Source organism: Aeromicrobium sp. IC_218 (assembly GCF_004336805.1).
GTDB lineage: Bacteria > Actinomycetota > Actinomycetes > Propionibacteriales > Nocardioidaceae > Aeromicrobium.
In genome coordinates this window covers 92675-117515 of sequence record NZ_SJXM01000007.1, presented here as the reverse complement: position 1 = coordinate 117515, position 24841 = coordinate 92675, and the positions used below count along the sequence as shown (strand labels likewise).

Below are 24841 nucleotides of genomic sequence, written 5' to 3'. Positions count from 1 at the left end.
GCGTCCCACGCGCGCGGGGCCCGTGGGCGCGGAACCGGGCGTGACGGGCCGGACACGACGAGCCGGCCGGACCGAGGTGGTCCGGACCGGCTCGCGTGGGGTCGGGCGACGGCTAGGAGGCGCGGACCTTCAGCGTCACCGTGCGGCCGACGACCTGGCTGCTGCCGCCGTAGGCGACGGTCAGCCTGCGGGTGCCGCGCGGCACGCCCTTCACCCGCACGGAGACGCGGCCGGAGCCGCCGACCTTCGCGCGTCCGACGACCTTGCGGCCGGCGCGGACGACCACGGTGCCGGTGGGCCGCAGGCCCGGGGCGCGCACGGTCGCGCCGACGGTGCCCTTGCCCTTGCGGATCCGCCCGGCCTTGGCGGCGACCGAGGCGCGTGCCTTGGCGACGTTCACGCGCAGGGTGGTGGAGCGTCCCTTCACCGTGCTGGACCCGCTGTAGCTGACCGTGAGCGACTGGGCGCCGGCCGGCAGGGCCCGCACGGGCACGCGGACGCTGTTGCGTCCCGCGGCGGACAGGCGGGCCGACCCGACGACGCTCGCACCACGGCGCACGGTGACGGTGCCGGCGGCCGCCGCACCCTGGGCGTTCACCGTCGCGGTGACCGCACCGGCGCGTCCGGCCGAGAACGTGGTGGCGGCGCGAGCCGAGAGCGTCGGGGAGACCGAGCCGCTGGCGAACAGGCCGACGTACGGGGCGTACCAGTCGCCGAACCGGTGGGTGGTCTGGACGCCGACCTGCAGGTGGTCACCGGCCTGGGTGCGCGGGCACGGGCCGTCGCCCTGGGTGCGCCAGGTGCACCACGGGCGGGCCGAGCCGGCACCGATGAGCGGACGCAGCGCCCGGACGGGGACGAACAGCGTGAGGACCTCGCCCTGGCGGAGCTCCCAGTTCACGACCTTCTGCGTGGCCTTGTCGTAGTTCTGGATCTTGGTGCCACCGTGCGGGCCGGGGTTGCTGATCCACCACGGACCGTTCGACCACTGCGGGTCCCGGGTGCTGGAGTAGATCGCGCCGAGGATCTGCCAGTCGCCGTCGTCGGCGTACAGGTCCGTGCCGACCGGGTTCACCCACTCCGTCACGCCGATCTCGGTGTGCGGCATGCACGACGAACCGGTGTACGAGACGTCGAGCCGGGCGTAGAACAGGTCGCCGACCTTCGGCGTCCTGCCGTCCTTGTAGAACTGCCCGACCCGGGCGTGGCCGCCGACGGGAGAGGGCACGCCGAGGCACGACGCGATGAAGTCCTGCTCCCGCGTTCCCCAGCTGTAGCCGCTGGCGTCGGGAGCGAGCTCGTAGCCCTCGAGCTGCGGAGGCAGGGGCACGTCGTCCGCCGCGGACACGATGGCCGGCGGGGGCGACGAGGAAGCAGGTGTCTCCTCGGCCTGGGCCGGTGCGAACGTGCCTGCGCACACGGCGGCGGCGAGGGTGACGGCCGCGAGGGTGCGGCGCGGTGACAACAGGGACATGAGCATCTTCCGGACGGTCGTGGGCGGGGCCGGCGGCCTGCCGGTCGGCACGACGGTAGGAGCGGGTCGAGTCCCGGCGGATCCCCGCGACCTGGGGGTGACGGGGACTCAGCCGTCGGCGAGCGCCAGGTCGACCGCGGCCTCGACGTGGATCCGCGTGGTCGGGAAGACCGGCACCGGGCTGTCGGCGTCGCCGACGAGCAGCTCGATCTCGGTGCAGCCGAGCACGACGCCCCGGGCGCCACGCTCCGCGAGCCGCTCGATGACCGCGCGGTACTCCGCGCGCGAGGACTCGCTCACCACGCCACGGACCAGCTCCTCGTAGATGACGCGGTGGACGAGCGCACGGTCGTCGGCCTCGGGCACGAGCACCTCCAGCCCGTGCCCGGCCATGCGGTCGCGGTAGAAGTCCTGCTCCATCGTGAACGCGGTGCCGAGGAGCCCGACGCGGTCGAGGCCGGCGGACCGGATCCGCGCGGCAGCCGCGTCGGCGATGTGCAGCACGGGCACGCCGGCCGCGCGCTCGACGTCCTCGATCACGAGGTGCATCGTGTTGGTGCACAGCACGACGACGTCGGCGCCGGCGGCGACGACCGCCCGGGCACGGTCGGCGAGCAGCCGGCCGGCCTCGTCCCAGCGTCCGTCGGCCTGCAGCACCTCGACGTCGGCGAAGTCGAGCGAGTCGAGCACGATCCGGGCCGAGTGGACGCCGCCCAGCCGTTCGCGCACCAGCTCGTTGGCCAGCCGGTAGTACTCCGCCGTCGACTCCCAGCTCATCCCGCCGAGCATCCCGATCGTGCGCATCTCGTCCGTCCTTCGTCGTCCGTGGAGTGGTCGTTCCATGGTCGGACCGGGCGAGAGGGCGGCACAATGCCAGAGTTCTTGGACGACTCCCAAGCGGAGCTTCGGTGTGGAGGTGCCGGATGGACGAGCAGGCCGAGGCCGGACGCGGCGCGCCCGGCGGCCCGGACGGCCGGTCGATCGACCCGCGCTCGCTGCTGGTGTTCGGCGAGGTCGGCCGCGCGGGATCGCTCACCGCGGCGGCGCAGGCCCTGGGCTGGACGCAGCCGGCGGTCAGCCAGCACGTCCGCCGGCTCGAGCGGACGCTGGGCGTCCCGCTCGCCGTGCGCCGCGGCCGTGGCATCGAGATCACGGAGGCGGGACGCGCGCTGCTGCGGCACGCCGAGGCCGTCGCCGCGTCGCTGGCCGACGCCGCGCGCGAGGCGCAGGCGCACGCGCAGGCACGGGCCGGGACGGTGCGGCTCGCGGCGTTCCCGTCGGCGAGCGCGACCCTTGCCGCCGACGCGGTGACGGTGATGGCCCGGCGCTTCCCCGGCGTCGACGTGCGGCTGGACCAGCTCGAGCCGCCCGAGGCCCGCGCGGCGCTGGCGGCGGGGGAGTGCGACGTCGCGGTCGTGTTCGAGCACGCGGGGGAGGACGTCGTGCGCGGCGACGTCGACGCGGCCTGGCTGATGGACGACCCGGTGCGTCTCGTCCTGCCGCGGGCCGACCCGCGGGCGTCCCGCGAGGACGTCACCCTGCTGGACCTGGCCGACGAGGCGTGGGTGGCCGGGTGCCCGACCTGTCGCCGGCACCTGGTGGGGGCAGCGGCGCGGGCGGGCTTCGCGCCGGACGTGCGGCACAGCACCGACGACTACGTGGTGGTGCAGGCCCTGGTCGCCAGCGGCATGGCCGTCGCGACCCTGCCGGCGCTCGCCCTCAGCGCGAGCCGTCACGCGGGCGTCGTCGACGTGCCGGTGGCCGACCTGCCGCCCCGGCGCGTGCTGGCCCTGACCCGGCGCAACACGTCGCAGGTCCCGGCCGTGCGGCACGTGCTGCGGGCCCTGCGCACGGCTGCCGAGCAGCGCGCCGGCTGAGACGAGAGGACGATGACGACCATGGACTACACGAAGCTGGGCTCGACGGGCCTGACGGTCAGCCGGATCGCGCTGGGGTGCATGAGCTTCGGGGACGCCTCCCGAGGCGGTCACCCGTGGGTGCTCGACGAGGACCGGGCGGCCGGGTTCTTCCGCCAGGCGGTCGAGCTCGGCATCACGTTCTGGGACACCGCGAACGTCTACAGCGGCGGGTCGTCCGAGGAGTACGTGGGCCGGGCCATCAGCCGCTTCTCCCGGCGCGAGGACGTCGTCCTGGCGACCAAGGTGCACGGGGTGATGCACGACGGGCCGGGCGGCTCCGGGCTCTCGCGCAAGGCCGTCCTCGAGCAGCTCGACGCGTCCCTGGCCCGGCTCGGCACCGACTACGTCGACCTGTACCAGATCCACCGTTTCGATCCCGCGACGCCGGTCGAGGAGACCATGGAGGTGCTCCACGACGTCGTGAAGGCCGGGAAGGTCCGGTACCTCGGCGCCTCGTCGATGGCCGCGTGGCAGCTCGCGAAGATGCAACACGCCGCCGACCTCGGTGGATGGACCCGGTTCGTGTCGATGCAGGACCAGTACAGCCTGCTCATGCGCGAGGAGGAGCGGGAGATGTTCCCGCTGCTGGCCGACCAGGGGATGGGCTCCATCCCGTGGAGCCCGCTGGCGCGTGGCCGGCTCGCTCGTCCGTGGGACACCAGGACCGATCGCGTGGAGTCCGACGCCTTCGGCCAGCGGCTCTACCAGGACGCCGACGCCGCCATCGTCGCCGCGGTCCAGGCGGTCGCGGCCCGGCACGACGTCCCGATGGCGCAGGTCGCCCTGGCGTGGGTGCTGCGCAACCCGGTCGTCGACGCGCCCATCGTGGGCGCCACCCAGGACCACCACCTGGCGGATGCCGTGGCCGCGCTCGAGCTGGACCTCTCCGACGAGGACGTGTCGGAGCTGGAGGCGTCGTACTCGCCGCGCCTGCCGACCGGGTACTGACCGGCAGCGCGGGTCGTGGAGAACGTGGTGCCCCCGGCAGGATTCGAACCTGCGACACCCGCTTTAGGAGAGCGGTGCTCTATCCCCTGAGCTACGGAGGCGGGGCGGCTCCATGCTCCCACACGGGCGTCGGGCCGGAGCAGGTCGTCAGCGCTCAGCGGCCGAGCAGGCGGCGCAGGCCGAGCGTCGTGACCAGGCGCAGGGACGTCAGCAGGGTCGAGCGCGGGATCTTGGACGTCCCCTCGGTGCGGTCGAGGAAGACGATCGGCAGCTGCACGACCTTGTCGGTCAGGCGCAGCGCCCGGGTCTTCATCTCGATCTGGAACGCGTAGCCGGCCGACCCGACGCTCTCCAGGTCCATGCGCCGCAGCAGGTCGGCGGCGTACAGGTTGAAGCCGCCGGTGTAGTCCGACAGGGCCCGGCCGAGCAGCAGCCGGGCGTACCAGTTGCCGCCCCGGCTCAGCGCCTTGCGGTGCCAGCCCCAGTCCGGCGTCGCGCCGCCGGGCACGTAGCGGGACGCGACGACGAGCTCGGCACCGGCGCGGGCGTGCTCGAGGAAGTCGTGGACGTACCGCGGGTCGTGCGAGAGGTCGGCGTCCATCTGCAGCACCGCGTCGACGTCGGCGCGTCGCAGCACGTGCTGCATGCCCTCGACGTAGGCGCGGCCGAGCCCGTTCTTCTCGGCCCGCTCGAGCACCTCGACGGTCAGCCCGCCGCTGGCCAGCTCCCCGGCCATCGACCGCACGAGCGCGGCGGTGCCGTCGGGGGAGGAGTCGTCGACCACCAGCACCCGCACCGCGTCCTCGGGGTGCTCGCGCGCGACCTGGGCGAGCCGGCCCATGAGCGGGACGATGTTGGCGCGCTCCTGGTAGGTGGGCACGACGACGGCGAGACGGACCATGCGGCGTGCTGCTCCTGGAGGCTGGGCGTGCGGGGCGCGCCCATGCTTCCACACGGCGGCCGGGCGCGTGACGCAGTCCGGGTGAACGGCGGGCGTCGGCGTGAGAACGTGGAACCGTGACTGCCGAGCACGACGTCCACCGCATCCCGACGAGCCCGGTCGCCGCCCCTGGGGCGGTCGTCCAGGGCGACACGTTCCGCATCACCGTCCTCACCGACGGGCTGGTGCGCCTCGAGCACGCCGCCGACGGCCGGTTCGAGGACCGCGCGAGCGCGTTCGCGCTGCACCGTGAGCAACCGGTGCCCGCGTTCGACGTCCGCGACGGGGACGTGCTGGAGATCGTCACCGCGCGGCTCCACCTCACCTACGACAAGCGGCCGTTCAGCACGAGCGGGCTGAGCGTGCAGGTGCGCGGCGGGGTCAGCAACTACCACTCGGTCTGGCGCTACGGCGAGGACGTGCCGGACCTCGGCGGCACCGCGCGCACCCTCGACAAGGCCGACGGCGAGATCGACCTCGAGCCCGGCGTCGTGTCGCGCTGGGGCTACGCGGTCATCGACGACTCCACGACACCGGTGCTCACCGACGACGGCTGGGTCGAGCCGCGCGACGGCAGCCGGCAGGACGTCTACGTGTTCGCGTACGGGCTGGACCACCGCGAGGCGGTCAAGGCGCTGTACGCCGTGTCCGGCGGCCAGCCCCTGCTGCCCAAGTTCGCGCTGGGCAACTGGTGGAGCCGGTACTACGCCTACTCCGCCGACGAGTACCGCGCGCTGGTGGACCGGTTCGAGGCCGAGCGGGTGCCGCTGTCGGTCGCCGTGCTCGACATGGACTGGCACCACGTCGACGTCGACCCCGTGCACGGCAGCGGCTGGACGGGCTACAGCTGGAACCGCGAGCTCTTCCCCGACCCGCAGGGATTCCTCGACGACCTGCACGCGCGGGGCCTGCACGTGACGCTCAACGTCCACCCCGCCGACGGCGTCCGCCAGTACGAGGACGCCTACGTCGCCGTCGCCCAGGCCCTCGGCCACGACCCCGAGGCCGGGGCGCCCGTCGCCTTCGACGTCACCGACCGCGAGTTCGTGCGGGCCTACTTCGACCTGCTGCACCGCCCGCTCGAGGACGAGGGCGTCGACTTCTGGTGGATCGACTGGCAGTCCGGGCCCTACTCGCGCGTCGCCGGCCTGGACCCGCTGTGGATGCTCAACCACCTCCACTTCCTCGACAACGCCCGCGGCGGACGTCGTCCGCTGACGTTCTCGCGCTACGCCGGGCCGGGCAGCCACCGCTACCCGGTCGGGTTCTCCGGCGACTCGGTCATCAGCTGGGACTCGCTGGACTTCCAGCCCTACTTCACGTCCACGGCGTCCAACATCGGCTTCGGCTGGTGGAGCCACGACGTCGGTGGCCACTACGGCGGACGCCGTGACGACGAGCTCGCGACGCGCTGGGTGCAGCTAGGCGTGCTGAGCCCGATCAACCGGCTGCACTCCAGCAACAACCCGTTCAACAGCAAGGAGCCGTGGCGCTTCAACGTCGAGGCCCGCCAGGTCATGGCCACCTGGCTGCGGCACCGCCACCGCCTGCTGCCGTACCTGCACACGATGAACCACCGCGCCGCGCGCGAGGGCGAGCCGCTCGTGCAGCCGCTGTACTGGGAGCACCCGGACGTCGACGACGCCTACGACCTGCGCAACAGCTACCTGTTCGGCAGCGAGCTGCTCGTCGCGCCGATCACCCGCCCGCGCGACACCCAGACGATGCTCGGGTCAGTGACCGCCTGGCTGCCGCCGGGCACCTGGGTCGACGTCCTGACCGGCCAGGTCTACGACGGCGACCGCCGGCTCGACCTGCACCGCGACCTGTGGAGCATCCCCGTGCTGGCCCGCACCGGCGCGATCGTCCCGCTGGACGCCGACCCGTCGGCGGCCGGCGCCACCGGCAACCCGGGCTCGCTCGAGGTCGGCGTGGTCGTGGGGGCCGACGGCCGGTTCGTCCTGGTCGAGGACGACGGCCGCGGCGACGGCATGGACGAGTCCGGCGTCGTGCGCACCGAGCTGGTCTGGGACCAGGCCTCGGGCACCCTGACGATCGGCCCCGCCACCGGCGCCACCCACTGCCTGCCGGCCGAGCGCACGTGGCGCGTCCGGCTGCTCGGCACCGGCCAGGTCGTCGACGTCGGCCCGTGCGCGGTCGGCGAGCCGCTGACCGTGTCGGTCGGCCCGGACCCGCAGCCGCGGGACGAACGGATCGCCGAGCGGGTCTTCGAGCTGCTCGACCGCGCGCAGATCCCGTTCGACGTCAAGCAGCGCGTCCACGCCGTCGCCACCCGTGACATGGACGCCGGCGTCCGCATGGCCCACCTGGGCACGCTCGGTCTCCCGCCGGCACTGCTGTCGGCCGTCGGCGAGATGCTTCTCGCGAGCCCCTGACCTAGGGTCCCTAGGCATGCGTGTCGCCTTCCCCGTCCTGCTGACCGCCGCCCTGCTGAGCGCCTGCGGGCCGACGGACGCCGCGGCCGGACCATGCGAGGACGTCGACCCGGGCACCACGCGCGAGAGCGTCACGGTCGGCGGCGTCGAGCGCGAGTACCTGCTGCACGTCCCCGAGGGCGCGGCCGAGGACCGTCCGCGTCCGGTGGTCTACCTGCTGCACGGCTTCGACAGCGACGCCCAGGACGTCGTCGCCACGACGCAGGTGCTGGCGACGGCCGACGAGGAGGGCTTCGTCGTCGTCGCGCCCGAGGGCGGTGGCGACCCGCAGCGCTGGGAGACGCCGGCGACCGGCTCGGACGACGACGTCACGTTCGTGGAGGAGCTCGTCGAGCACGTGGCCGACGACGTGGCCTGCGTCGACGAGGACCGCACCTACGTGGCCGGGTTCTCCAACGGCTCGGCCCTGGCCCAGGCGCTCTCCTGCCAGGACGACAGCCCGTTCGCCGCCTACGCCGGCGTCTCGGCCCCGTTCGACCTCGGCCGCTGCCCGCGCGCCGAGCCCGCGCCGCTGCTCTACGTGCACGGCAGGCGCGACCCGGTCATCACCTACGACGGCAACATCAAGTCGGTCATCGGCCCCACCGCACCCGTCGACCTCATGCTCGACCGGTGGCGGGCGCGCAACGAGTGCGACCGTCAGCCGCAGGTCGAGCGGCGCGGCGCGATCGAGCACCGCACCTGGACCGGGTGCGCCGCCCGGCTCGAAGCGTACGTCGTCGCCGACGGAGGTCACCAGTGGCCCGGTGGCGACCGGGCGGCGGCCGGCGGGCCGTCGGGCAAGATGTCCGACGAGCTCGACACGACGCGGACGGTGTGGGAGTTCCTCTCCGCGCACCGTCTCGCGAGAGGATGACCCCATGACCTCTCCCAGGCCGATCGAGTCGTGGCTCACCGACATGGACGGCGTGCTCGTCCACGAGGAGCGCGCGATCCCCGGTGCCGCCGACTTCATCGGCCGGCTCACCGCCAGCGGCCGTCGCTTCCTCGTGCTGACCAACAACTCGATCTTCACCCCGCGCGACCTCGCCGCCCGGCTGCGCGCCGCGGGCATCGTCGTGCCGGAGTCGGCGATCTGGACGTCCGCCCTGGCCACCGCGCAGTTCCTGGCCGAGCAGCGTCCCGACGGCACCGCGTACGTCATCGGCGAGGCCGGGCTCACCACCGCGCTCTACAACGTCGGCTACGTCATGACGTCCAAGGACCCCGAGTACGTGGTGCTGGGCGAGACCCGCACCTACTCGTTCGAGGCGATCACCCGGGCCATCCAGCTCGTCGCCGGCGGCGCCCGCTTCATCGCGACCAACCCCGACCCGACCGGTCCCTCGCCGACGGGGCCGCTGCCGGCCACCGGCTCGGTCGCGGCGCTCATCACCAAGGCGACCGGCGTCGAGCCGTACTTCGTGGGCAAGCCGAACCCGCTCATGATGCGCAGCGCGCTGAACCGCATCGAGGCGCACTCGGAGACCACGGTGATGATCGGCGACCGCATGGACACCGACGTGCTGTCCGGCCTGGAGGCGGGCCTGCGCACGATCCTGGTGCTCAGCGGCTCGACCGGTGCGCACGAGGTCGAGCGCTTCCCGTTCCGTCCGTCGAAGGTGTTCAGCTCGATCGCCGACGTCGTCCCGCTCGTGGACGAGCTCGGCTCCGAGAACGTCCTGCAGCCGGACTGACGGCGGCCCCGGACCCCTGGCCGGTCGCCGGGACTTTGGGGGAGCGGTGGGCCCGTTGCTAGGATCGCCGGGTCTGTCGGGACGTCGACGTCCCGCGGGGACGGAGATCGCGTGAAGGTGTTCCTCACCGGAGCGAACGGGGTCATGGGCCGATCGGCCGCCACCGCGCTCCTGGAGGCCGGCCACGACGTCGTGGGCCTGGTCCGCACGGCCGAGGCCGCCCGGGTCGTGGCCGAGCTCGGCGTCGAGCCCTGGTTCGGCGACCTCTACGACGAGACCGCCCTGGCCGCCGGCATGCTCGGCTGCGACGCGGTCGTCAACTTCGCCACCAAGGTGCCGGTCGGCGCCACCTCGGTCAGCTACGCCCAGTTCCGCAGCCACGACCGGCTGCGCGTCGCCGGCACCCGCATCGCCGCCCAGGCCGCGTGCCGCGCGTCGGTCGGCCGCTTCGTGCAGCAGAGCGTCAGCTTCATCTACGCCGACCACGGCGAGGAGATCGTCGACGAGGACAGCCCGACGGCGGTCTCGCGCTTCTCCGAGCCGGTCGTCGTCTCCGAGACCCACGTGCGCAACGCGACCCTGGCCGGGCTCGACGGCGTCGTGCTGCGCTTCGGGCTCATCGTCGGCCCCGACCCGCACAGCGCCTGGCTGCTCAAGCGCGCCCGCTCGGGCAAGCCGGTCGGCGTCGGCGCGCGCGAGGCCTGGTGCCACGTCGTCCACCCCGAGGACGTCGGCACGGCCGCCGCCGCGGCGCTCGGTGCGCCGGCGGGCACCTACAACGTCGGCGCCGAGCCGCTGCGCCGCGGCGAGCTGGCCGACACCTACGCCCACGCGGTCGGACGCCGTGAGGGCGTGCTGCACCACCGGCTCGTGCAGCGCAGCGTCGGTCACAAGATCGAGTGGCTCTCGCGCTCGCAGCGGGTCAGCTCGCAGCGGTTCCAGGCTGCGACCGGCTGGCAGCCGCGCCACCCCAAGGCCGTCCCCGAGTGGTTCGATGACCTCGTCCGCGTCTGAGCAGGAGCGGCGCGAGCGGCTGCGTCGCGCGGCCGCCCTGCTCGGCGACCTGGAGCCGTCGACCACGCGCGACGAGACGGCCGAGGGATGGGGCGAGCGCAGCACGGGCTCGCGCGACGACGAGCTGCGCCGCGACGTCCCGCCCCACCACGGCGGCTAGGTCAGGCCGGAGGGCCGGCGTGGCTGCCGGTCGAGCCGGTGGCGCCGCCGGGGTTCTGGCCGGCGAGCAGGTCGCGGATCTCGCGCAGCAGCGCGACGTCCTCGGGAGTCACCTCGACGGGCGCCTCCTCCTTCTTGCCCCGGTCGCGCAGCTCGTTGATCTTCTTCATGGGCACGACGAGCACGAAGTAGATCACCGCCGCGGTGATCGCGAAGGTGATGATGGCGCCGATGAGGTCGCCGAAGCGCAGCGTCGTGTCGGGGTTGTCGTCGAAGATCGTGTACGACCAGCCCGGGCCCTTCTTGCCGCCGACCGTGGCCAGGATCGGGTTGACGATGGTCGCGGTGAACGCCGCCACCAGCGCGGTGAACGCGGTGCCGATGGCCACCGCGACGGCCAGGTCGACCAGGTTGCCGCGGAACAGGAAGTCCTTGAAGCCCTTGAGCATGGGTGCCCCCTCGTGAGTCGGACGGTCGGCTCACGCTAGCGCGGCGCTCACCCGACGGCGAGCAGCGACAGCGGGCCGCGCAACGACGCCGCGCTGATCGACAGGGCGGTCGCCTCGTCGACGCCGAGCCCGACGACGACGGCCCCGTCGCGCGGCGGCGGCAGCGAGACGACGCGGGCCTCGCGGGTCACCACCCGCGAGCCGGCCTCGCCGTGCGGGTCGCTGGCCACGACGACCGCGTCGTCGCCGACGCCCAGCGCCGCCAGCGACTCGGGGTCGGCCACGCGCACGGTGGCCAGCACGGTGCCCTCACCGAGCGCCGCGAGCAGGTCGGGACCGGCCAGGCGGACGTCGGTGAACGGCTCGCCCGCCCGCATGGGGGCGGCGACGGTGCGGCCGACGAGGTCGTCGGCGTCGAGCGCCCGGCTCGGGCTGCGGCTGACGACGGACGTGCGCAGGTCCGAGCGGGCCAGCACGTGGCCGCTGGGCAGGTCGTCCGCGGCCACGACCACGCGGTCGCCCGGCGGATCGGCGCCCAGCTCGGTGAGCGCCAGCCAGACGGCCAGGGCGACGCAGACGGCCGAGAGGACCCGGCGGTGACGCAGGACGAGACGTGAGACGCGGCGCATGCCGCGACGCTACGAGCGGCGCACCCTCCGGCGTCCGCCCGCGTCCACAGGCCTCAGGCCGCGGAGCCGCCCGAGGACGACGTGCTCGAGCTCGAGCCGGACCCGGAGTCCGACAAGGTGCTGGACGAGCCGGTGCCGGACGACGCGCTCGTGGACGAGCCCGTGTCCGACGACGAGGACGACGAACGGCTGTCGGTCTTGTAGAAGCCCGAGCCCTTGAAGACCACGCCGACGGCGTTGAAGACCTTGCGCAGCCGGCCCTGGCACCGCGGGCACTCGGTGAGGGACGGGTCGCTGAAGCTCTGCTGGACCTCGAGGGCCTCGCCGCACTCGGTGCACTGGTACTGGTACGTGGGCACGGACGTCTCCTGGGGAACGGGCGGGGGTTGCGGCGCCCAGGATACTCTGGCGGCACACGGCCCCGACCCCCAGGAGACCTGCGCTCGTGACCGAGTGGCTACTGCTCGCCCTCGCCTTCCTGCTCGTCCTCGCCTGCGGAGTGTTCGTCGCCGCCGAGTTCTCGTTCGTCACCGTCGACCGCGCCAGCGTCGAGCGGGCGGCCGAGTCCGGCGACCGCGGCGCCGCGGGCACCCTCGCCGCCCTGCGGACGCTCTCGACCCAGCTCAGCGGCGCCCAGCTCGGCATCACCATCACCAACCTGGCGATCGGCTACCTGGCCGAGCCGGCCATCGGCCAGCTCGTGCGCGGTCCGTTGGGCGACGCCGGGCTCGAGGACGGGGCGCTCAGCGCCGCGTCCTACGCGATCGCCCTGGCGCTCAGCACCTTCGTGACGATGCTGCTGGGCGAGCTCATCCCCAAGAACCTCGCGCTCGCCGTGCCGATGCGCACCGCGTCCGCGACCCAGGCGGCCCAGCGCGCGTTCACCAAGGCGATGGCCTGGCCGATCCGCGGTCTCAACGGCGTCGCCAACGCCACCCTGCGCCGCATGGGCGTCGAGCCGCAGGAGGAGCTGCGCTCGGCCCGCTCGCCGCTGGAGCTGCGCTCGCTCGTGCTGCGGTCGGCCGCCGACGGCTCGCTCGAGAGCCCGACGGCCCAGCTCGTGGCCCGCAGCATCGCCTTCGGCGACCGCACCGCCGCCGACGTGCGCACCCCGCGCGTCCGCGTCCACTTCCTCGAGGACCGCGACAGCGCCGCCGACCTGGTCGAGGCCGCGCGCCAGACCGGGCACTCGCGCTTCCCGGTCATCGGCCGCACGCCCGACGACGTCCTGGGTGTCGTCCACGTCAAGGACGCCTTCCGCATCGACGCCGACCGCCGGCGCACCGTGCGCCTGGCCGAGATCGCCGAGCCGGCCACCCGGGTGCCGGACTCGATCGAGCTCGACCCGCTGCTCAGCGTCCTGCGCGAGTCGGGCATGCAGATGGCCGTCGTCGTCGACGAGTACGGCGGCAACGACGGCGTCGTGACGCTCGAGGACCTGGTCGAGGAGATCGTCGGCGACATCGCCGACGAGCACGACCGGATGGTCGCCCGGAGCCGGCACCGCCGCGACGGCGCCTGGACGCTGTCGGGCATGCTGCGCCCCGACGAGGTACGCGAGCAGACCGGCGTCTCGGTGCCCGAGAGCGACGAGTACGAGACCATCGCCGGCTACGTCACCCAGCAGCTGGGCCGCCTGGCCGAGCGCGACGACGTGCTCGAGGTCGAGCTCGACGGTGTCGCCGACGGGGTGACCCGGCGGGTCATGGTCACGCTCACCGTCGACCGCATGGAGGGCCGCCGCATCGACCGGGTCTCGCTGACCACCCGAACGCTGGACGACGAGGAGGGGGAGGACCGATGAGCCCCGTCTTCAGCCTGTCGCTGACCTTCGTCCTGCTCGTGCTCAACGCGGTCTTCGTGGCCGCGGAGTTCGCCCTCATCTCGGCCCGTCGCGACCAGCTCGAGCCGCGCGCCGCGGCCGGGTCGCGTCCGGCCGCGCTCGCGCTCAAGGCGGTCGAGAACGTCACGTCCGCGATGGCAGCGGCCCAGCTCGGCATCACGATCTGCTCGATCGGCCTGGGCGCCGTGAGCGAGCCGGCCATCGCGCACCTCATCGAGCCCGGGTTCGAGGCGCTCGGCGTCCCGCACGGCCTGGTGCACCCGATCGCGTTCACCATCGCCCTGTCGCTCGTGGTCTTCCTGCACGTCGTCTACGGCGAGATGGTGCCCAAGAACCTCGCGCTGGTCGGCCCGGAGCGGGCCTCGCTCGTGCTCGGCCCGGTCATGCTGTTCTTCGTCGCCGTGCTGCGCCCCTTCGTGTGGGCGCTCAACGGCCTGGCCAACGCGTTCCTGCGGCTCGTCGGCATCGAGCCGCGCGACGAGGTGGCGTCCACCTACAGCCACGACGAGGTCGCCGGCCTGGTCGAGGAGTCGCGCCGCGAGGGCCTGCTCGACGAGGACGAGTACGGCCTCGTGTCCGGCGCGCTCGACTTCACCGCGGGGCGCGTGGAGCAGGTGCTGCTGCCCAGCGACACGCTCGTGACGATCCCGCCCACCGCGACCCCGGCGGACGTCGAGGACGCGTGCGGCCGCACCGGCTTCTCCCGGTTCCCCGTGGCCGACGCCGGTGGCGACCTGGTCGGCTACCTGCACATCAAGGACGTCCTGGACGCGGGGGAGGCGTCGCGCGACCTGCCGGTGCCCGAGAAGTGGGTGCGTCCGCTGGCCACCGTGGCGGCCGGCTCGGGACTGTACGAGTCGCTGCGCACGATGCAGTCGCGCGGCGCGCACATGGCCCGCGTGGCCTCGCCCGAGGGCGTCGTCATGGGCGTCGTGATGCTCGAGGACGTCCTGGAGGAGCTGGTCGGCGAGATCCGCGACTCCGCCCGCGAGCGCCGCTGACCCGCACCCCGCGACCGCACCCTCACCTCGCCCCCGCGCTGCCGCGAAGTGTGACGAAACGGACCGCCCAGGGCGCCCGACCCCGTCCGTTCCGACACACATCGCGGCGGAGCGGGGCTCGGGTGAGGGACGCGGCTCGGGTGGGCCCGTCAGGAGAGGACGCGGTGGACGCCGTCGGGCGTCGCGACCAGCTGCACGGGGACGTCGTGCGGCTCGGCCGGCACCTCGTCGAGCAGCTCGTCGGTGAACACGACCGCGCACAGCGGCACGTCGAGCCCGGCCAGCGCCCGGTCGTAGTAGCCGGCGCCGCGGCCCAGGCGGCGTCCGTGCACGTCGGCGGCCAGCGCCGGCACCAGCACGACGTCGCAGGTCGCCAGCGCGTCCGGCCCCACCGGCTCCCCGGACGGCTGGGGGACGCCGAACGCCGAGGGCAGCAACGGGGCGCCGGGCACGTGGACGACCCAGTCGAGCGAGCGGTCGGGCCGGCTCTGCGGCAGCAGCACCTCGGTGCCGCGGGCGGCGAGCCCGTCGAGCAGGGGCCCGGTGCCCGGCTCGGTCGGCAGCGACAGGTAGGCGGCGACCTGCGTCGCCCGCGCCACGACCGGCTCGGCCAGCAGGTGCGCGGCGATCGCCTCGGCGGCCTCCGCCCGGTCCGCCGTGCTCCGGGCGGCCCGGTGCGAAAGCGTTTGGGCCCTTACGTCCTGCTTGTCCACGGGATCGACGCTAGCCTGATTCGCGATGAACGGACTCGAGGCAGCTCAGCGCAAGATGCGGGACGCGGGGATCGCGGACCTGGCGATCGACGTGTTCTCCGACTTCTACGGCAAGCTCGCGGCCGGGGAGACCGGGATGATCCCCGAGGCGGACGTCGATCCGCTCGACGGGGTCGACCGCGCCGCCGACCTCGAGGTCTCGCTCGAGGACCAGTGCGCGGCCGCCGACGTCACCGCCGTGATCAAGCTCAACGGCGGCCTCGGCACGTCCATGGGCATGGACCGCGCCAAGTCCCTGCTGGACGTCCGTGAGGGCCGCTCGTTCCTGGACCTGATCGTCGCCCAGGTGCGCGGCGTGCGCGAGGAGCTCGGCGTCCGCCTGCCGCTCGTGTTCATGAACAGCTTCCGCACCAGCGACGACACCCGCGCGGTGCTCGAGCGCTATCCCGACCTGGCGGTCGGCGACCTGCCGCTGGAGTTCCTGCAGAACCGCGAGCCGAAGCTGCTCGAGGACGACCTCACGCCGGTCGAGTGGGACGACGAGACGCTCACCTGGTGCCCGCCGGGCCACGGCGACCTCTACACCGCGCTGGCCACGTCCGGTGTCCTGGACACCCTGCTCGATCAGGGCTTCCGTTACGCGACGATCTCCAACTCCGACAACCTCGGCGCCGCGCCCGACCCGGCGATGATGGGCTGGTTCGCCGCGTCCGGCGCCCCCTACGCCGCCGAGGTGTGCCTGCGCACGCCGGCCGACGTCAAGGGCGGCCACCTCGTCGTCCGCAAGGCCGATGGACGCCTGGTCCTGCGTGAGACCGCGCAGACGCCCGACCAGGACGCCGACGCCGCCGCCGACATGCAGAGGCACCGCTACTTCCACACCAACAACCTCTGGTTCGACCTGCAGGCGCTCAAGGCCCGGCTCGAGGAGCGCGGCGGGGTGATGGGCCTGCCGCTCATCCGCAACGTCAAGAACGTCGATCCGCGCGACCCGAGCTCGCCCAAGGTCGTGCAGATCGAGAGCGCCATGGGCGCCGCCGTCGAGGTGTTCGACGGCGCCACCGCGATCGAGGTGCCGCGCTCGCGGTTCCTGCCGGTCAAGACCACCAACGACCTGGCCCTGCTGCGCTCGGACGTCTACGACGTCGCCGACGACGGACACGTCAGCGCGGCCGTCGACGAGGTGCCGCTGGTCCGGCTCGAGAAGTCGTACTACGGCACGATCGACGCCTTCGAGCAGCGCCTGCCGCAGGTGCCGTCGCTGCGCGAGGCGCGGTCGTTCACCGTGCACGGCGACTGGACGTTCGGGTCCGGGGTCCGCGTCGTGGGCGACGTCGAGCTGGCCGACACGGGGTCGGCCGAGCGCGTCGCCGACGGCGAGGTTCTCACGGGCGACTAGGCTGCCCACCATGTCCTCGGACGACGAAGCCACCGGCGCCGTGCCCTCCAGCGGCGCTCAGCCAGCGACCGCGGGAGCCGACGCCGGACCCCGCAGGCGGCCGCGGCCCGCGAGCATCCCTGACGGCGTCCTGACCGTCGAGGACCACCTCGAGCTCATCCTGCGCGGCACCGGCCCGCTCGAGCCGTACGACCAGCCGCTGGTCGACTCGCTCGGCCTGCCGCTCGTGGAGGACTTCGTCGCCGGCCACGACCTGCCGCGCTTCGACAACGCCGCGATGGACGGCTACGCCGTGCGTGCCGAGGACATCACGTCCGCGTCGGCGCACGAGCCGGTCGTCCTGCCCGTCGTCGGGTCGGTCGCCGCCGGGTCGGGCAAGCCGTTCGCGATCAGCGCGGGCACGGCGGCCAAGATCATGACCGGCGCCGCGATCCCGCGCGGTGCCGACACCGTCGTCCCCTACGAGCTCACCGACCGCGGCACGCAGCGCGTCTCGATCGGCAAGGCCCTGGAGTCGGGCGCCAACGTCCGCTGGCACGGCGACGACGTGACGAACGGCGAGACCGTCCTGCCCGCCGGCACCGTGCTGGGTCCGCGCGAGATCGGCCTGCTGGCCTCGCTCGGCGCCGGACGCGTGCCGGTGCGCCCGCGCCCGCGCGTCGTGATCATCTCCACGGGCAACGAGCTGCGCGACGCCGGCCAGCACCTCGAGCACGACTCGATCTACGACGGCAACAGCCACATGCTGGCCGCCGCCGTCCGCGCCGCCGGGGCGATCGCCTACCGGGTCGGCTCGGTCGACGACGACCCGAAGGCGTTCCGCCGGCTGCTGTCGGACCAGCTCGTCCGCGCCGACCTCGTCGTCACGACCGGCGGCATCAGCCAGGGCGACCACGACGTCGTCAAGGCCGCGCTCACCGGCATGGACGACATGCAGTTCCACCCGGTCGCCATGCAGCCCGGTCGTCCGCAGGGCTTCGGCCGGGTCTTCGACGAGCAGACGCCGCTCATCGCGCTGCCCGGCAACGGCGTCTCGGCCTACGTCTCGTTCGAGGTGTTCGTGCTGCCGGCCATCCGGCGGCTCATGGGGCTCACCCCGTACCGCCGCCCGATGGTGCACGCCGTGCTGGCGTCCGACCTCACGTCGCCGCCGGGCAAGCGCCAGTACGTGCGCGGCTTCTTCGAGGTCACCCACCGCGGCGCCAAGGTCACGCCGGTCGGCGGCCGCGGGTCGCACCAGGTCGGCGGGCTGGCCCAGGCCAACGCGCTGATCGTCGTGGGGGAGGACGAGACCGCCCTCAACCTCGGCGACACGGTGCGCACCCTCGTGCTCGACCGGCAGTTCTGAGGCGGTCGCCCATGACCGAGCCGCGTCTCACCCACGTCGACGAGTCCGGCGCCGCGCGCATGGTCGACGTCACCGCCAAGCAGGTCACCGCCCGCACGGCCACGGCCCGCGGGATGGTGCAGACCACGCCCGAGGTCGTCGCGCTGCTGCGCGGCGAGGGCGTGCCGAAGGGCGACGCGCTCGCCGTCGCGCGCATCGCCGGCATCATGGCGGCCAAGCGCACCCCGGACCTCGTCCCGCTGTGCCACCCGCTCGCGATCGGCGGCGTCGAGGTCGACCTCGCGGTCGTCGACGAGGGCGTCACCATCGAGGCGACCGTGCGCACCGCCGACCGCACCGGTGTCGAGATGGAGGCCCTGACGTCGGTGTCCGTCGCGGCGCTCACCGTCGTCGACATGGTCAAGGCCGTCGACAAGCTCGCGCGCATCACGGACGTCGAGGTGGTCGCGAAGTCCGGCGGCAAGAGCGGCGACTGGCGGCGCGAGGACGTCCGATGAGGGCCGCGGTCGTCGTCGCCAGCAACCGCGCGGCGGCCGGCACGTACGCCGACACCACCGGCCCGCTGCTGGTCGAGGCGCTGCGCCGCTGGGGCTTCGAGACCGCCGACCCGGTCGTCGCCCCGGACGGCGAGCCGTTCGGGCGCGCGCTCGACACGGTGCTCGCCGCCGCGCCGGCCCTCGTCCTCACCACCGGCGGCACGGGCGTGAACCCGACCGACCGCACCCCGGAGGAGACCCGGCAGCGGCTCGACCTCGAGCTCCCGGGCGTGGCCGAGGCGCTGCGGGCCTACGGCGTCGCGAACGGCGTCCCGACCGCGATGCTGTCGCGCGGGCTGGCCGGCGTGGCCGGACGCACCGTCGTGGTCAACCTGCCCGGCTCCCGCGGCGGCGTCCGCGACGGGCTCGCGGTGCTCGAGCCGGTCGTCGGGCACCTCGTGGACCAGGTCCACGGCGGCGACCACGTCCGGGGCGAGGAATGAGTCCCGGCTGGCCCGCGGAGCTGCAGCACGGACGCGTCGGGCTGCGCCCGCTGCGGGTGCGTGACGCCGGCGAGTGGCGCCGGCTGCACGACGCGAACCGCGAGTGGCTGACACCGTGGGAGGCGACGCTCCCCGAGGCGTCCGGCCCCGGCTTCCTCAGCGTCCGCTCGATGATCCGCACCCTGCGCCGGCGCGCCCGCCAGGGGCACTCGATGCCGTTCGTGGTCACCTGGGACGGCGAGATGGTCGGCCAGATGACGGTCAGCGGCATCACCATGGGGTCCGCGCGGTGGGCCAGCGTCGGGTACTGGGTCGCGCAGAGCCACGCGGGCCGCGGCATCACCCCCACGGCCCTCGCGCTGGTGTGCGACCACCTCATCGGCACGGTCGGGCTGCACCGGGTCGAGATCGCCATCCGGCCCGAGAACGAGGCCTCGCTGCGCGTGGTGCAGAAGCTCGGCTTCGACCGCATCGGGCTGGCCGAGCGCTACCTGCACATCGCCGGCCGCTGGTGCGACCACTGGCTGTTCCAGGTCGTGGCCGAGGACGTCCCTGGCGGGATGCTGGCCCGGCTGCAGCCCGACGCCGGCCACTGACCGGCCGAGACCTCTCTCGTCACACCCGTCACACGAGCAACTCCGCGACACACGCGCGTCGCTGCCCGATGAGCCGCTCGCGACGTCCTACCGTGTCCATGTGAGTTACGGCAGCGGCTTCATCCTGGCCTTCATCGTCGCCCTGTGGGCGGCGTTCGTCGTGCCGTACATGCTGCGCCGCTACGACGAGGCCTCCCAGACCCGCACGGTCGAGAAGTTCTCCTCGCTCACCCGCGTCATCCCGCACCGCCGCTCGGCCGACGCCGCCGACGTGGAGGTCGAGGTGACCGTCCAGACCGCTCCGGCGCCCGTTGCCGAGCGTGAGCTCGCGACTCCCGAGATGGTCCGCGTCGCCGCGACCCGTCGCCGCCGCGTGCTGTTCACGCTGCTGACCGCCCTCGTGGTGGTCGGCGCGCTCACCGCCGCCGCCGTCGCCCCGCTGTGGGCGCCGGCGATCCCCGCCGGCCTCATCGCCGCGTGGCTGGTCGCCTGCCGCGTCCAGGTGCGCGGCGAGCAGGGCCTCGCGCGTCCGTCGCTGCGCCTGCCGCGCCGCGCCACCGCCGAGGCCGACGACGGCCGCGAGGACACGATCGTCGTCTCGGGCCAGCTCGAGGAGCACGACCCGCACCGCAAGCACGTCATGCTCGAGGAGCCGCTGGCCGTCGACGCGCTGGACCAGAAGATCCAGATCGCGGTCCCGGTCGGCGCCACGGCCGGCTCCGGCTTGTGGGACCCGCTCCCGGTCACGTTGCCCACCTACGTCACCAAGCCGCGCGCCGGCCGCACCGTCCGCACCGTCGACTTCGGCGAGCCGGGCACCTGGACGTCCGGCCACGTCGAGGGCGAGGACGTCCGCCTGCCCGGCCGCGACGAGTCCGGCACGCAGGTCGAGGCGCCGCGCCGCGCGGTCGGCGAGTAGCCACCACCCCTCAGCATCCGAAGGCCCCGGGAGAACCTCCCGGGGCCTTCGTCGTCCGTGGCGGTGCGTGGTGGACGGGACGCGGTGCGCCAGACTGCGCACGTGCGCTCGTTCGTCCTCGTCCTGCTGGCCGCGGTCTGCTTCGGCACCACCGGCACCGCGCAGGCCCTCGGCCCGGACGCGTCGCCGTCCGCGGTCGGGCTCGCCCGCATCGTCTGCGGCGGGCTCGTGCTCGGTGTGGTCGCGCTGTGGTTCCTGCGACGTCACGGCGGACCCGGCGTCGCCCCCGCCGTGCTGTGGCCCCCGATGCTGGCCGGCGCGGCCGGGATGCTGGCCTACCAGCCCACGTTCTTCCTCGGCACGAGCGAGAACGGCGTCGCCGTCGGGACCGTCGTCGCGCTGGGCAGCGCGCCCGTGCTCACCGGCGTGCTGGAGTGGCTGGTCACCCGCCGGCGTCCGACCGCCGTCTGGGGCGTGGCCACGCTCGTCGCCGTGCTGGGCGTGGGCCTGCTTGCCGGCGCGGACGGTGGCGGGGGAGGCACGTCGGTGGCCGGCCTGATCGGCTCGGTCGGTGCGGGCCTGTCCTACGCCGTCTACGCCGTGGCCAGCAAGCGGATGCTCGACGCCGGCGTGCCCCAGCCGGTGACCGTCGGCGGCGTCTTCGGGCTCGCCGCCCTGGGAGCCCTGCCGTTCCTGCTGCTCGTCGACCTGAGCCCGCTCGCGTCCGCCGCCGGAGTCGTGATGGTCGCCTGGCTCGGCCTGGTCACGGTGGCCGTCGCGTACGTCCTGTTCGTCGCCGGCCTGGCGGGGCTGCGGGCGTCCACGGTCTCGTCGCTCACCCTGGCCGAGCCGGTCACCGCGTGCCTGCTCGGCGTGCTGGTGCTGGACGAACGACTCACCGGGCAGGCCGCGCTGGGGGTGCTGGCCGTCGCGCTCTCGGTGGTGCTGCTGGCCGCCGGTGCCCGGCGCGCGAGCGTCCGCACGGCGTGACCGCCCCCGGGTTGTCGTCCCCGGGGCGGGGGTTGCTAGAGTGGTCGTCGCACGAGGGGCATTGGCGCAGTTGGTAGCGCGCTTCGTTCGCATCGAAGAGGTCAGGAGTTCGAATCTCCTATGCTCCACCGGAAGGGCCGCCGACAGGCGGCCCTTTTTCGTTGCCTTGCGCGGCCCACGCGCTGTGCCACGGTGGTGCCATGAGCATGGAGTCGATCGACCTGGCCGGCATCGTCCGCGACGAGCTGGAGGCGGCCCGGCAGGCGTCCAGCGGGCGCGCGGCCCGCACGGTGCGCGGCGGGCAGAACCACGCGCTCAAGCAGACCGTCATCGCGCTGCGGTCCGGCGCCGAGATGGCCGAGCACAACAGCCCCGACGAGGGCACCGTGCAGGTGCTGGCCGGACGCGTGCGCCTGGTGGCCGGCCCGCACGCGTGGGAGGGCGGCGTCGGCGAGATGGTGGTCGTCCCGCCGCAGCGGCACTCGCTGCTCGCGCTCGACGACGCGGTCGTGCTGCTGACCGCCGTCAACCGCTAGGCCGATGGCCGACGACGTTGCCGCCCGCCTGGAGCGCTGGACGACCGCCGGCGGGGCGTGGCGGGTCGATCCGGCGCCCGGAGGACGGGTGCACGTCGTGCTGCTGCGCTGCGACGGCGGCGAGGAGGTCGACCGCTTCGTCTGCGACGCCGACGAGCTGCCCTCGTAGCGTCCGCCGCGGCCGGTTCCCGCAGCGCCCGCCGCGATGCGTGTCGGGACGGACGGGGGTGGGCGACGTCGGACGTCCGACGCGTCACGCATCGCGGCGGAGCCCGGCCGGGGTCAGCCCTCGTAGGACGCGCGGGTGCGCTCGAGCAGGTCGCGGACGACCGCGTCGAGGTCGGTGTCGTCGCCGGCCACCCGGCACTGGCGCTGGGCTCCCGACCCGTGCTCCTGCAGGTGGTGCAGCCGCTGGGCCACGCGCTGGCTGTCGCCGGCGGACTCCAGCGCGGGCAGGACGTGCGCGACGAGCGCCTCGACCGCCTCGTACGCGGGGACCAGGTCGCCGCTCGCCGGGTGGACGAGCCGGTCGGCCAGGCCGTGCCGGCTCGCCCGCCAGCGGGCGCCCCGGAGCAGGTCGACGCGCCACGGCGCGACTGGGACGTCGGCCGCGTGCTCGTCGGCCACGGTCGTCACGAGCGCCCGGATGAGGGCGGCGACCAGCGCGGTGGTGCCGAGGTCGGTGCAGACGTCGGCGACGCGCACCTCGACGGTCGGGTACGCGCGGGCCAGGCGGGCGTCGAGGTAGATCATCCCCTCGTCGATCGCGGCGCCGGAGGCCACGAGCCGCTGCACGGCCGAGCGGTAGTGCTCGACGTCGCCGAACGGCTCGGTGGGGCCGGCGCTCGGCCAGGCGTCCCACACCTGGGCCCGCCAGGACGCGTACCCGGTGTCGACGCCCTCGTTGTAGGGGGAGTTGGTCGAGACGGCCTGCACGACCGGCAGCCACGGGCGCAGCCGGTCGACGACGCCGACCGCCTCCTCCGGGCTGTGCACGTCGACGTGGACGTGCATGCCACACACCACCGCGCGGCGTCCGAGCTCGCCGAAGCGGCCCATCATGCGCTGGTAGCGGGCCTTCGGGGTGACCTCGGAGTCCGGGTCGGGCAGCACGGGCGTCGGGGCGGCCATGATCGTCGCGCCCGCGTCGGCGGCCGCCCTCGCCGCACGCCCGCGCCGCGCGCTCAGGTCGGCGACGACCCGGTCGAGGTCGGCCGAAGGGTCGCTGGCGATCTCGACCTGGGTCAGGAACAGCTCCTGCTCCAGCTGCTCGTCGCCGCCGCCGACCACGCGGTCCGACACGGCCTTGAGCCGCAGCGTCCCCGGATCGACCAGCAGCAGCTCTTCCTCGACACCCACGCTGCGCACCGTCACGCAGCGATCGTGGTGCCCGGCCGGAGCCGCGGCAACTCGGGCTACGAGCGGCGCCCGCGGGGACGACGGGCCCACAGCACGCCCACCGCGCCGACGAGCGCGCCGCCGACCCATGGCAGGGCGGCCGCGACCGCGTCGGACCCGCGCTCGAGGGCGGCCTGCTGCGGCTCCTCGGGCTCGCGCTGGGTGGACAGGACGACGTAGAGCACGGCGTCCGCGACTCGTCCGGCCCTCGGCGTCAGCGAGGACAGCGACTGCTCCTTCGCGCCACCGTCCGTCTTCACGGAGCGCTGGGTCACCCTGACCAGCGAGTCGTCGTCGAGCGACGCCAGGTGGTCGCTCACGGTGTCGAGCTCGCTGGCCGGGAAGCGCAGCCGCAGCAGCGCGGTGGTGTCGTCGCCGTCCTGGTCGACCGAGGCGAGCTCGACCCGACCGTCGGCGCCGGGCATCCAGGACCGCAGGTCGTCCGCCGTGGCCTCGGCGTCGGGCACGTCCAGGTGCGCGTTCCCCGAGGCCCGGACCTCGCTCAGCGGGACGGCCCAGTCGCCCGGGAAGAAGTCGGGGTCCGGCCGAGCGTCGACGTAGGCCTGCGCCTCGAGCTCGGCCGGTGTGGTGGGTGGCGCGGCCTCGTACGAATAACCCTCTGCCGTCACGGCGCTCAATGCGTCGCCGTCCCCGGCGGTGGTGGGGGGCAGGACGTCGACAGCAAGGCCGGCACTCGTGCCGACGACGACCGCGGCCGCCGCGGCGAGGATCGCGGTGCGACGGCGGCGCGAGCGCTCGTGGTCCTCGGCGTCGATGCGCCGGTCGATCGCGCCGCGCATCGCGGCGACCCGGTCGTCGCCCAGCTCGGGCGGGCCGGGCCGGTCGGTCTCGCGCGGGTTCATGCCAGCCCCCTCAGGTCGTCGGTGTCGCGTCGCAGCCGGCCGCGCAGCCGCGAGACGCGGTTGCGGATGCCGCCGTGGGTGAGCCCCAGCTCGTCGGCCGCCTGGGCGTAGGTGAGGTCGCCGAGGACGCACAGCTCGAACAGCCGGCGGTCGACGTCGGACAGGCCGGCGAGGCTCTCGCGCACCCGCTCCAGCACGAGGGCGGTCGCGACCTGTTCGTCGGGCGGGGCGTCGTCCGAGGCCGCCGTCTCGTCGTAGGCCTCCCACCGGCGACGGCTCGCGCGCCGGGCGTGGTTGCGGCCGATGTTCTTGGCCGTGACCAGCAGCCACGGCAGCGCGGACGCGTCCACGAGGTGGAGGTCGGCGAGCCGGCGCCAGGCGACCACGAAGACCTCCTGGACGACCTCCTCGGCGTCCGCGGCCGAGCCCACGACGCCGTACGCCTGCCAGTAGACCGGCCGCACGTGGCGGGCGTAGAGCTCACCGAAGGCCTCGCGGTCGCCCGACCGGGCGCGGGACACCAGGGCGTGGTCGTCCGCGACGGGGTCCGGGATCATGCCGCTCCGTCCTGCCACGAGGGTGCTCACGACCA

General features: G+C 74.1%; 28 protein-coding genes and 2 tRNA genes. 19 read left to right on the top strand and 11 right to left on the bottom strand.

The features are described 5' to 3' along the window. Nucleotides 1-112 precede the first annotated feature (112 nt). Together E0W78_RS10215 and E0W78_RS10210 are read right to left on the bottom strand one after the other, a co-directional pair. Nucleotides 113-1480 carry an Ig-like domain-containing protein gene (locus tag E0W78_RS10215; protein ID WP_131403848.1) on the bottom strand — a complete coding sequence of 456 codons (1368 nt, stop codon included), beginning with the start codon at nt 1478-1480 and terminating at the stop codon, nt 113-115. A 102-nt stretch (nt 1481-1582) separates the two neighbouring features. Next, complete coding sequence (locus E0W78_RS10210) at nt 1583-2278, bottom strand: aspartate/glutamate racemase family protein (protein WP_131403847.1); 696 nt, start codon at nt 2276-2278, stop codon at nt 1583-1585. 119 nt (nt 2279-2397) lie between these two features. Between E0W78_RS10210 and E0W78_RS10205 the strand changes: the two genes are divergently transcribed. Both E0W78_RS10205 and E0W78_RS10200 read left to right on the top strand, forming a co-directional pair. Continuing rightward, the gene (locus E0W78_RS10205) at nt 2398-3351 is read left to right on the top strand and encodes a LysR family transcriptional regulator (protein WP_242686307.1); all 954 of its coding nucleotides are present in this window, start codon (nt 2398-2400) and stop codon (nt 3349-3351) included. 12 nt (nt 3352-3363) lie between these two features. Next, complete coding sequence (locus tag E0W78_RS10200; protein ID WP_347559438.1) at nt 3364-4341, top strand: aldo/keto reductase; 978 nt, start codon at nt 3364-3366, stop codon at nt 4339-4341. Nucleotides 4342-4366: 25 nt separating this feature from the next. Here E0W78_RS10200 and E0W78_RS10195 read toward each other — a convergent pair. Further along, nucleotides 4367-4442, bottom strand: a tRNA-Arg gene (locus E0W78_RS10195). Nucleotides 4443-4495: 53 nt separating this feature from the next. Then, complete coding sequence (locus E0W78_RS10190; RefSeq protein WP_131403846.1) at nt 4496-5242, bottom strand: polyprenol monophosphomannose synthase; 747 nt, start codon at nt 5240-5242, stop codon at nt 4496-4498. A gap of 116 nt (nt 5243-5358) precedes the next feature. Between E0W78_RS10190 and E0W78_RS10185 the strand changes: the two genes are divergently transcribed. The 5 genes from E0W78_RS10185 (at nt 5359) to E0W78_RS10165 (ending at nt 10587) form a co-directional block, all read left to right on the top strand. Beyond that, nucleotides 5359-7677, top strand: coding sequence for a TIM-barrel domain-containing protein (locus E0W78_RS10185; RefSeq protein ID WP_131403845.1), 2319 nt, complete (start codon nt 5359-5361; stop codon nt 7675-7677). 16 nt (nt 7678-7693) lie between these two features. Next, a complete protein-coding gene (locus E0W78_RS10180) occupies nt 7694-8593 on the top strand; it encodes a PHB depolymerase family esterase (RefSeq protein ID WP_131403844.1) in 900 nt (299 codons plus the stop codon). Between the two features lie 4 nt (nt 8594-8597). Beyond that, nucleotides 8598-9413 (top strand): HAD-IIA family hydrolase, encoded by an 816-nt coding sequence (locus tag E0W78_RS10175; RefSeq protein ID WP_131403843.1) that lies wholly within the window; start codon nt 8598-8600, stop codon nt 9411-9413. Between the two features lie 111 nt (nt 9414-9524). Then, on the top strand, nt 9525-10427 hold the full coding sequence (locus E0W78_RS10170; RefSeq protein ID WP_131403842.1) for an NAD(P)-dependent oxidoreductase: 903 nt from the start codon (nt 9525-9527) through the stop codon (nt 10425-10427). Then, the gene (locus tag E0W78_RS10165; protein WP_131403841.1) at nt 10408-10587 is read left to right on the top strand and encodes a hypothetical protein; all 180 of its coding nucleotides are present in this window, start codon (nt 10408-10410) and stop codon (nt 10585-10587) included. The genes E0W78_RS10170 and E0W78_RS10165 overlap by 20 nt, the downstream gene beginning before the upstream one ends. 1 nt (nt 10588) lies before the next feature. Here the strand turns inward: E0W78_RS10165 and mscL are convergent, their stop codons facing one another. Genes mscL through E0W78_RS10150 form a run of 3 tightly spaced genes read right to left on the bottom strand, consistent with a single transcriptional unit; the run spans nt 10589 to nt 12023 of the window. Beyond that, on the bottom strand, nt 10589-11035 hold the full coding sequence (mscL, locus tag E0W78_RS10160; protein WP_131403840.1) for a large conductance mechanosensitive channel protein MscL: 447 nt from the start codon (nt 11033-11035) through the stop codon (nt 10589-10591). 47 nt (nt 11036-11082) lie between these two features. Then, complete coding sequence (locus E0W78_RS10155) at nt 11083-11664, bottom strand: SAF domain-containing protein (RefSeq protein ID WP_131403839.1); 582 nt, start codon at nt 11662-11664, stop codon at nt 11083-11085. Nucleotides 11665-11717: 53 nt separating this feature from the next. Continuing rightward, on the bottom strand, nt 11718-12023 hold the full coding sequence (locus E0W78_RS10150) for an FmdB family zinc ribbon protein (RefSeq protein ID WP_131403838.1): 306 nt from the start codon (nt 12021-12023) through the stop codon (nt 11718-11720). Nucleotides 12024-12109: 86 nt separating this feature from the next. Between E0W78_RS10150 and E0W78_RS10145 the strand changes: the two genes are divergently transcribed. Then, nucleotides 12110-13468 carry a hemolysin family protein gene (locus E0W78_RS10145; protein ID WP_131403837.1) on the top strand — a complete coding sequence of 453 codons (1359 nt, stop codon included), beginning with the start codon at nt 12110-12112 and terminating at the stop codon, nt 13466-13468. Next, a complete protein-coding gene (locus tag E0W78_RS10140) occupies nt 13465-14508 on the top strand; it encodes a hemolysin family protein (RefSeq protein ID WP_131403836.1) in 1044 nt (347 codons plus the stop codon). The genes E0W78_RS10145 and E0W78_RS10140 overlap by 4 nt, the downstream gene beginning before the upstream one ends. Before the next feature lie 149 nt (nt 14509-14657). Here E0W78_RS10140 and E0W78_RS10135 read toward each other — a convergent pair whose 3' ends face one another. Then, on the bottom strand, nt 14658-15221 hold the full coding sequence (locus E0W78_RS10135; protein ID WP_131403835.1) for a 5-formyltetrahydrofolate cyclo-ligase: 564 nt from the start codon (nt 15219-15221) through the stop codon (nt 14658-14660). Nucleotides 15222-15246: 25 nt separating this feature from the next. Here E0W78_RS10135 and E0W78_RS10130 point away from each other — a divergent pair, with 25 nt between their 5' ends. From E0W78_RS10130 to E0W78_RS16560, 10 genes are all read left to right on the top strand, one after another. Further along, complete coding sequence (locus E0W78_RS10130; RefSeq protein ID WP_131403834.1) at nt 15247-16620, top strand: UTP--glucose-1-phosphate uridylyltransferase; 1374 nt, start codon at nt 15247-15249, stop codon at nt 16618-16620. Between the two features lie 10 nt (nt 16621-16630). Beyond that, nucleotides 16631-17968 (top strand): gephyrin-like molybdotransferase Glp, encoded by a 1338-nt coding sequence (glp, locus tag E0W78_RS10125; protein ID WP_131403833.1) that lies wholly within the window; start codon nt 16631-16633, stop codon nt 17966-17968. Between the two features lie 11 nt (nt 17969-17979). Continuing rightward, nucleotides 17980-18465, top strand: a complete 486-nt coding sequence (gene moaC / locus E0W78_RS10120; protein WP_131403832.1) for a cyclic pyranopterin monophosphate synthase MoaC — start codon at nt 17980-17982, stop codon at nt 18463-18465. Further along, on the top strand, nt 18462-18947 hold the full coding sequence (locus E0W78_RS10115; protein ID WP_131403831.1) for a molybdopterin-binding protein: 486 nt from the start codon (nt 18462-18464) through the stop codon (nt 18945-18947). The genes moaC and E0W78_RS10115 overlap by 4 nt, the downstream gene beginning before the upstream one ends. Then, nucleotides 18944-19543, top strand: a complete 600-nt coding sequence (locus E0W78_RS10110; protein WP_131403830.1) for a GNAT family protein — start codon at nt 18944-18946, stop codon at nt 19541-19543. Before E0W78_RS10115 ends, E0W78_RS10110 begins: the two co-directional genes overlap by 4 nt. A gap of 100 nt (nt 19544-19643) precedes the next feature. Then, the gene (locus E0W78_RS10105) at nt 19644-20462 is read left to right on the top strand and encodes a hypothetical protein (protein WP_131403829.1); all 819 of its coding nucleotides are present in this window, start codon (nt 19644-19646) and stop codon (nt 20460-20462) included. 102 nt (nt 20463-20564) lie between these two features. Continuing rightward, entirely contained in the window at nt 20565-21452 is an 888-nt protein-coding gene (locus tag E0W78_RS10100) for an EamA family transporter (RefSeq protein WP_131403828.1), read from the top strand. A 55-nt stretch (nt 21453-21507) separates the two neighbouring features. Beyond that, nucleotides 21508-21580 (top strand) — tRNA-Ala (locus E0W78_RS10095). A gap of 72 nt (nt 21581-21652) precedes the next feature. After that, nucleotides 21653-21988, top strand: a complete 336-nt coding sequence (locus E0W78_RS10090; RefSeq protein WP_242686306.1) for a LuxR family transcriptional regulator — start codon at nt 21653-21655, stop codon at nt 21986-21988. A 4-nt stretch (nt 21989-21992) separates the two neighbouring features. Next, on the top strand, nt 21993-22157 hold the full coding sequence (locus E0W78_RS16560) for a hypothetical protein (RefSeq protein ID WP_165570465.1): 165 nt from the start codon (nt 21993-21995) through the stop codon (nt 22155-22157). Nucleotides 22158-22270: 113 nt separating this feature from the next. Here the strand turns inward: E0W78_RS16560 and E0W78_RS10085 are convergent, their stop codons facing one another. From E0W78_RS10085 to E0W78_RS10075, 3 genes are read right to left on the bottom strand one after another with little or no spacing between them, the layout of a single operon-like run. Further along, nucleotides 22271-23362 carry a glutamate--cysteine ligase gene (locus tag E0W78_RS10085; protein ID WP_242686305.1) on the bottom strand — a complete coding sequence of 364 codons (1092 nt, stop codon included), beginning with the start codon at nt 23360-23362 and terminating at the stop codon, nt 22271-22273. Between the two features lie 41 nt (nt 23363-23403). Continuing rightward, nucleotides 23404-24249, bottom strand: coding sequence for a DUF4349 domain-containing protein (locus tag E0W78_RS10080; RefSeq protein WP_131403826.1), 846 nt, complete (start codon nt 24247-24249; stop codon nt 23404-23406). Further along, entirely contained in the window at nt 24246-24806 is a 561-nt protein-coding gene (locus E0W78_RS10075) for a sigma-70 family RNA polymerase sigma factor (protein WP_131403825.1), read from the bottom strand. Before E0W78_RS10075 ends, E0W78_RS10080 begins: the two co-directional genes overlap by 4 nt. Nucleotides 24807-24841 lie beyond the last annotated feature (35 nt).

Coding starts and splice junctions, on each gene's coding strand:
- E0W78_RS10090 (WP_242686306.1), top strand. CDS start 21,653: ATGAGCATGGAGTCGATCGACCTGGCCGGCATCGTCCGCGACGAGCTG.
- E0W78_RS10140 (WP_131403836.1), top strand. CDS start 13,465: ATGAGCCCCGTCTTCAGCCTGTCGCTGACCTTCGTCCTGCTCGTGCTC.
- E0W78_RS10165 (WP_131403841.1), top strand. CDS start 10,408: ATGACCTCGTCCGCGTCTGAGCAGGAGCGGCGCGAGCGGCTGCGTCGC.
- E0W78_RS10110 (WP_131403830.1), top strand. CDS start 18,944: ATGAGTCCCGGCTGGCCCGCGGAGCTGCAGCACGGACGCGTCGGGCTG.
- E0W78_RS10210 (WP_131403847.1), bottom strand. CDS start 2,278: ATGCGCACGATCGGGATGCTCGGCGGGATGAGCTGGGAGTCGACGGCG.
- E0W78_RS10200 (WP_347559438.1), top strand. CDS start 3,364: ATGACGACCATGGACTACACGAAGCTGGGCTCGACGGGCCTGACGGTC.
- E0W78_RS10190 (WP_131403846.1), bottom strand. CDS start 5,242: ATGGTCCGTCTCGCCGTCGTCGTGCCCACCTACCAGGAGCGCGCCAAC.
- E0W78_RS10075 (WP_131403825.1), bottom strand. CDS start 24,806: ATGATCCCGGACCCCGTCGCGGACGACCACGCCCTGGTGTCCCGCGCC.
- E0W78_RS10180 (WP_131403844.1), top strand. CDS start 7,694: ATGCGTGTCGCCTTCCCCGTCCTGCTGACCGCCGCCCTGCTGAGCGCC.
- E0W78_RS10080 (WP_131403826.1), bottom strand. CDS start 24,249: ATGAACCCGCGCGAGACCGACCGGCCCGGCCCGCCCGAGCTGGGCGAC.
- glp (WP_131403833.1), top strand. CDS start 16,631: ATGTCCTCGGACGACGAAGCCACCGGCGCCGTGCCCTCCAGCGGCGCT.
- mscL (WP_131403840.1), bottom strand. CDS start 11,035: ATGCTCAAGGGCTTCAAGGACTTCCTGTTCCGCGGCAACCTGGTCGAC.
- E0W78_RS10175 (WP_131403843.1), top strand. CDS start 8,598: ATGACCTCTCCCAGGCCGATCGAGTCGTGGCTCACCGACATGGACGGC.
- E0W78_RS16560 (WP_165570465.1), top strand. CDS start 21,993: ATGGCCGACGACGTTGCCGCCCGCCTGGAGCGCTGGACGACCGCCGGC.
- E0W78_RS10215 (WP_131403848.1), bottom strand. CDS start 1,480: ATGCTCATGTCCCTGTTGTCACCGCGCCGCACCCTCGCGGCCGTCACC.
- E0W78_RS10115 (WP_131403831.1), top strand. CDS start 18,462: ATGAGGGCCGCGGTCGTCGTCGCCAGCAACCGCGCGGCGGCCGGCACG.
- E0W78_RS10130 (WP_131403834.1), top strand. CDS start 15,247: ATGAACGGACTCGAGGCAGCTCAGCGCAAGATGCGGGACGCGGGGATC.
- E0W78_RS10155 (WP_131403839.1), bottom strand. CDS start 11,664: ATGCGCCGCGTCTCACGTCTCGTCCTGCGTCACCGCCGGGTCCTCTCG.
- E0W78_RS10205 (WP_242686307.1), top strand. CDS start 2,398: ATGGACGAGCAGGCCGAGGCCGGACGCGGCGCGCCCGGCGGCCCGGAC.
- moaC (WP_131403832.1), top strand. CDS start 17,980: ATGACCGAGCCGCGTCTCACCCACGTCGACGAGTCCGGCGCCGCGCGC.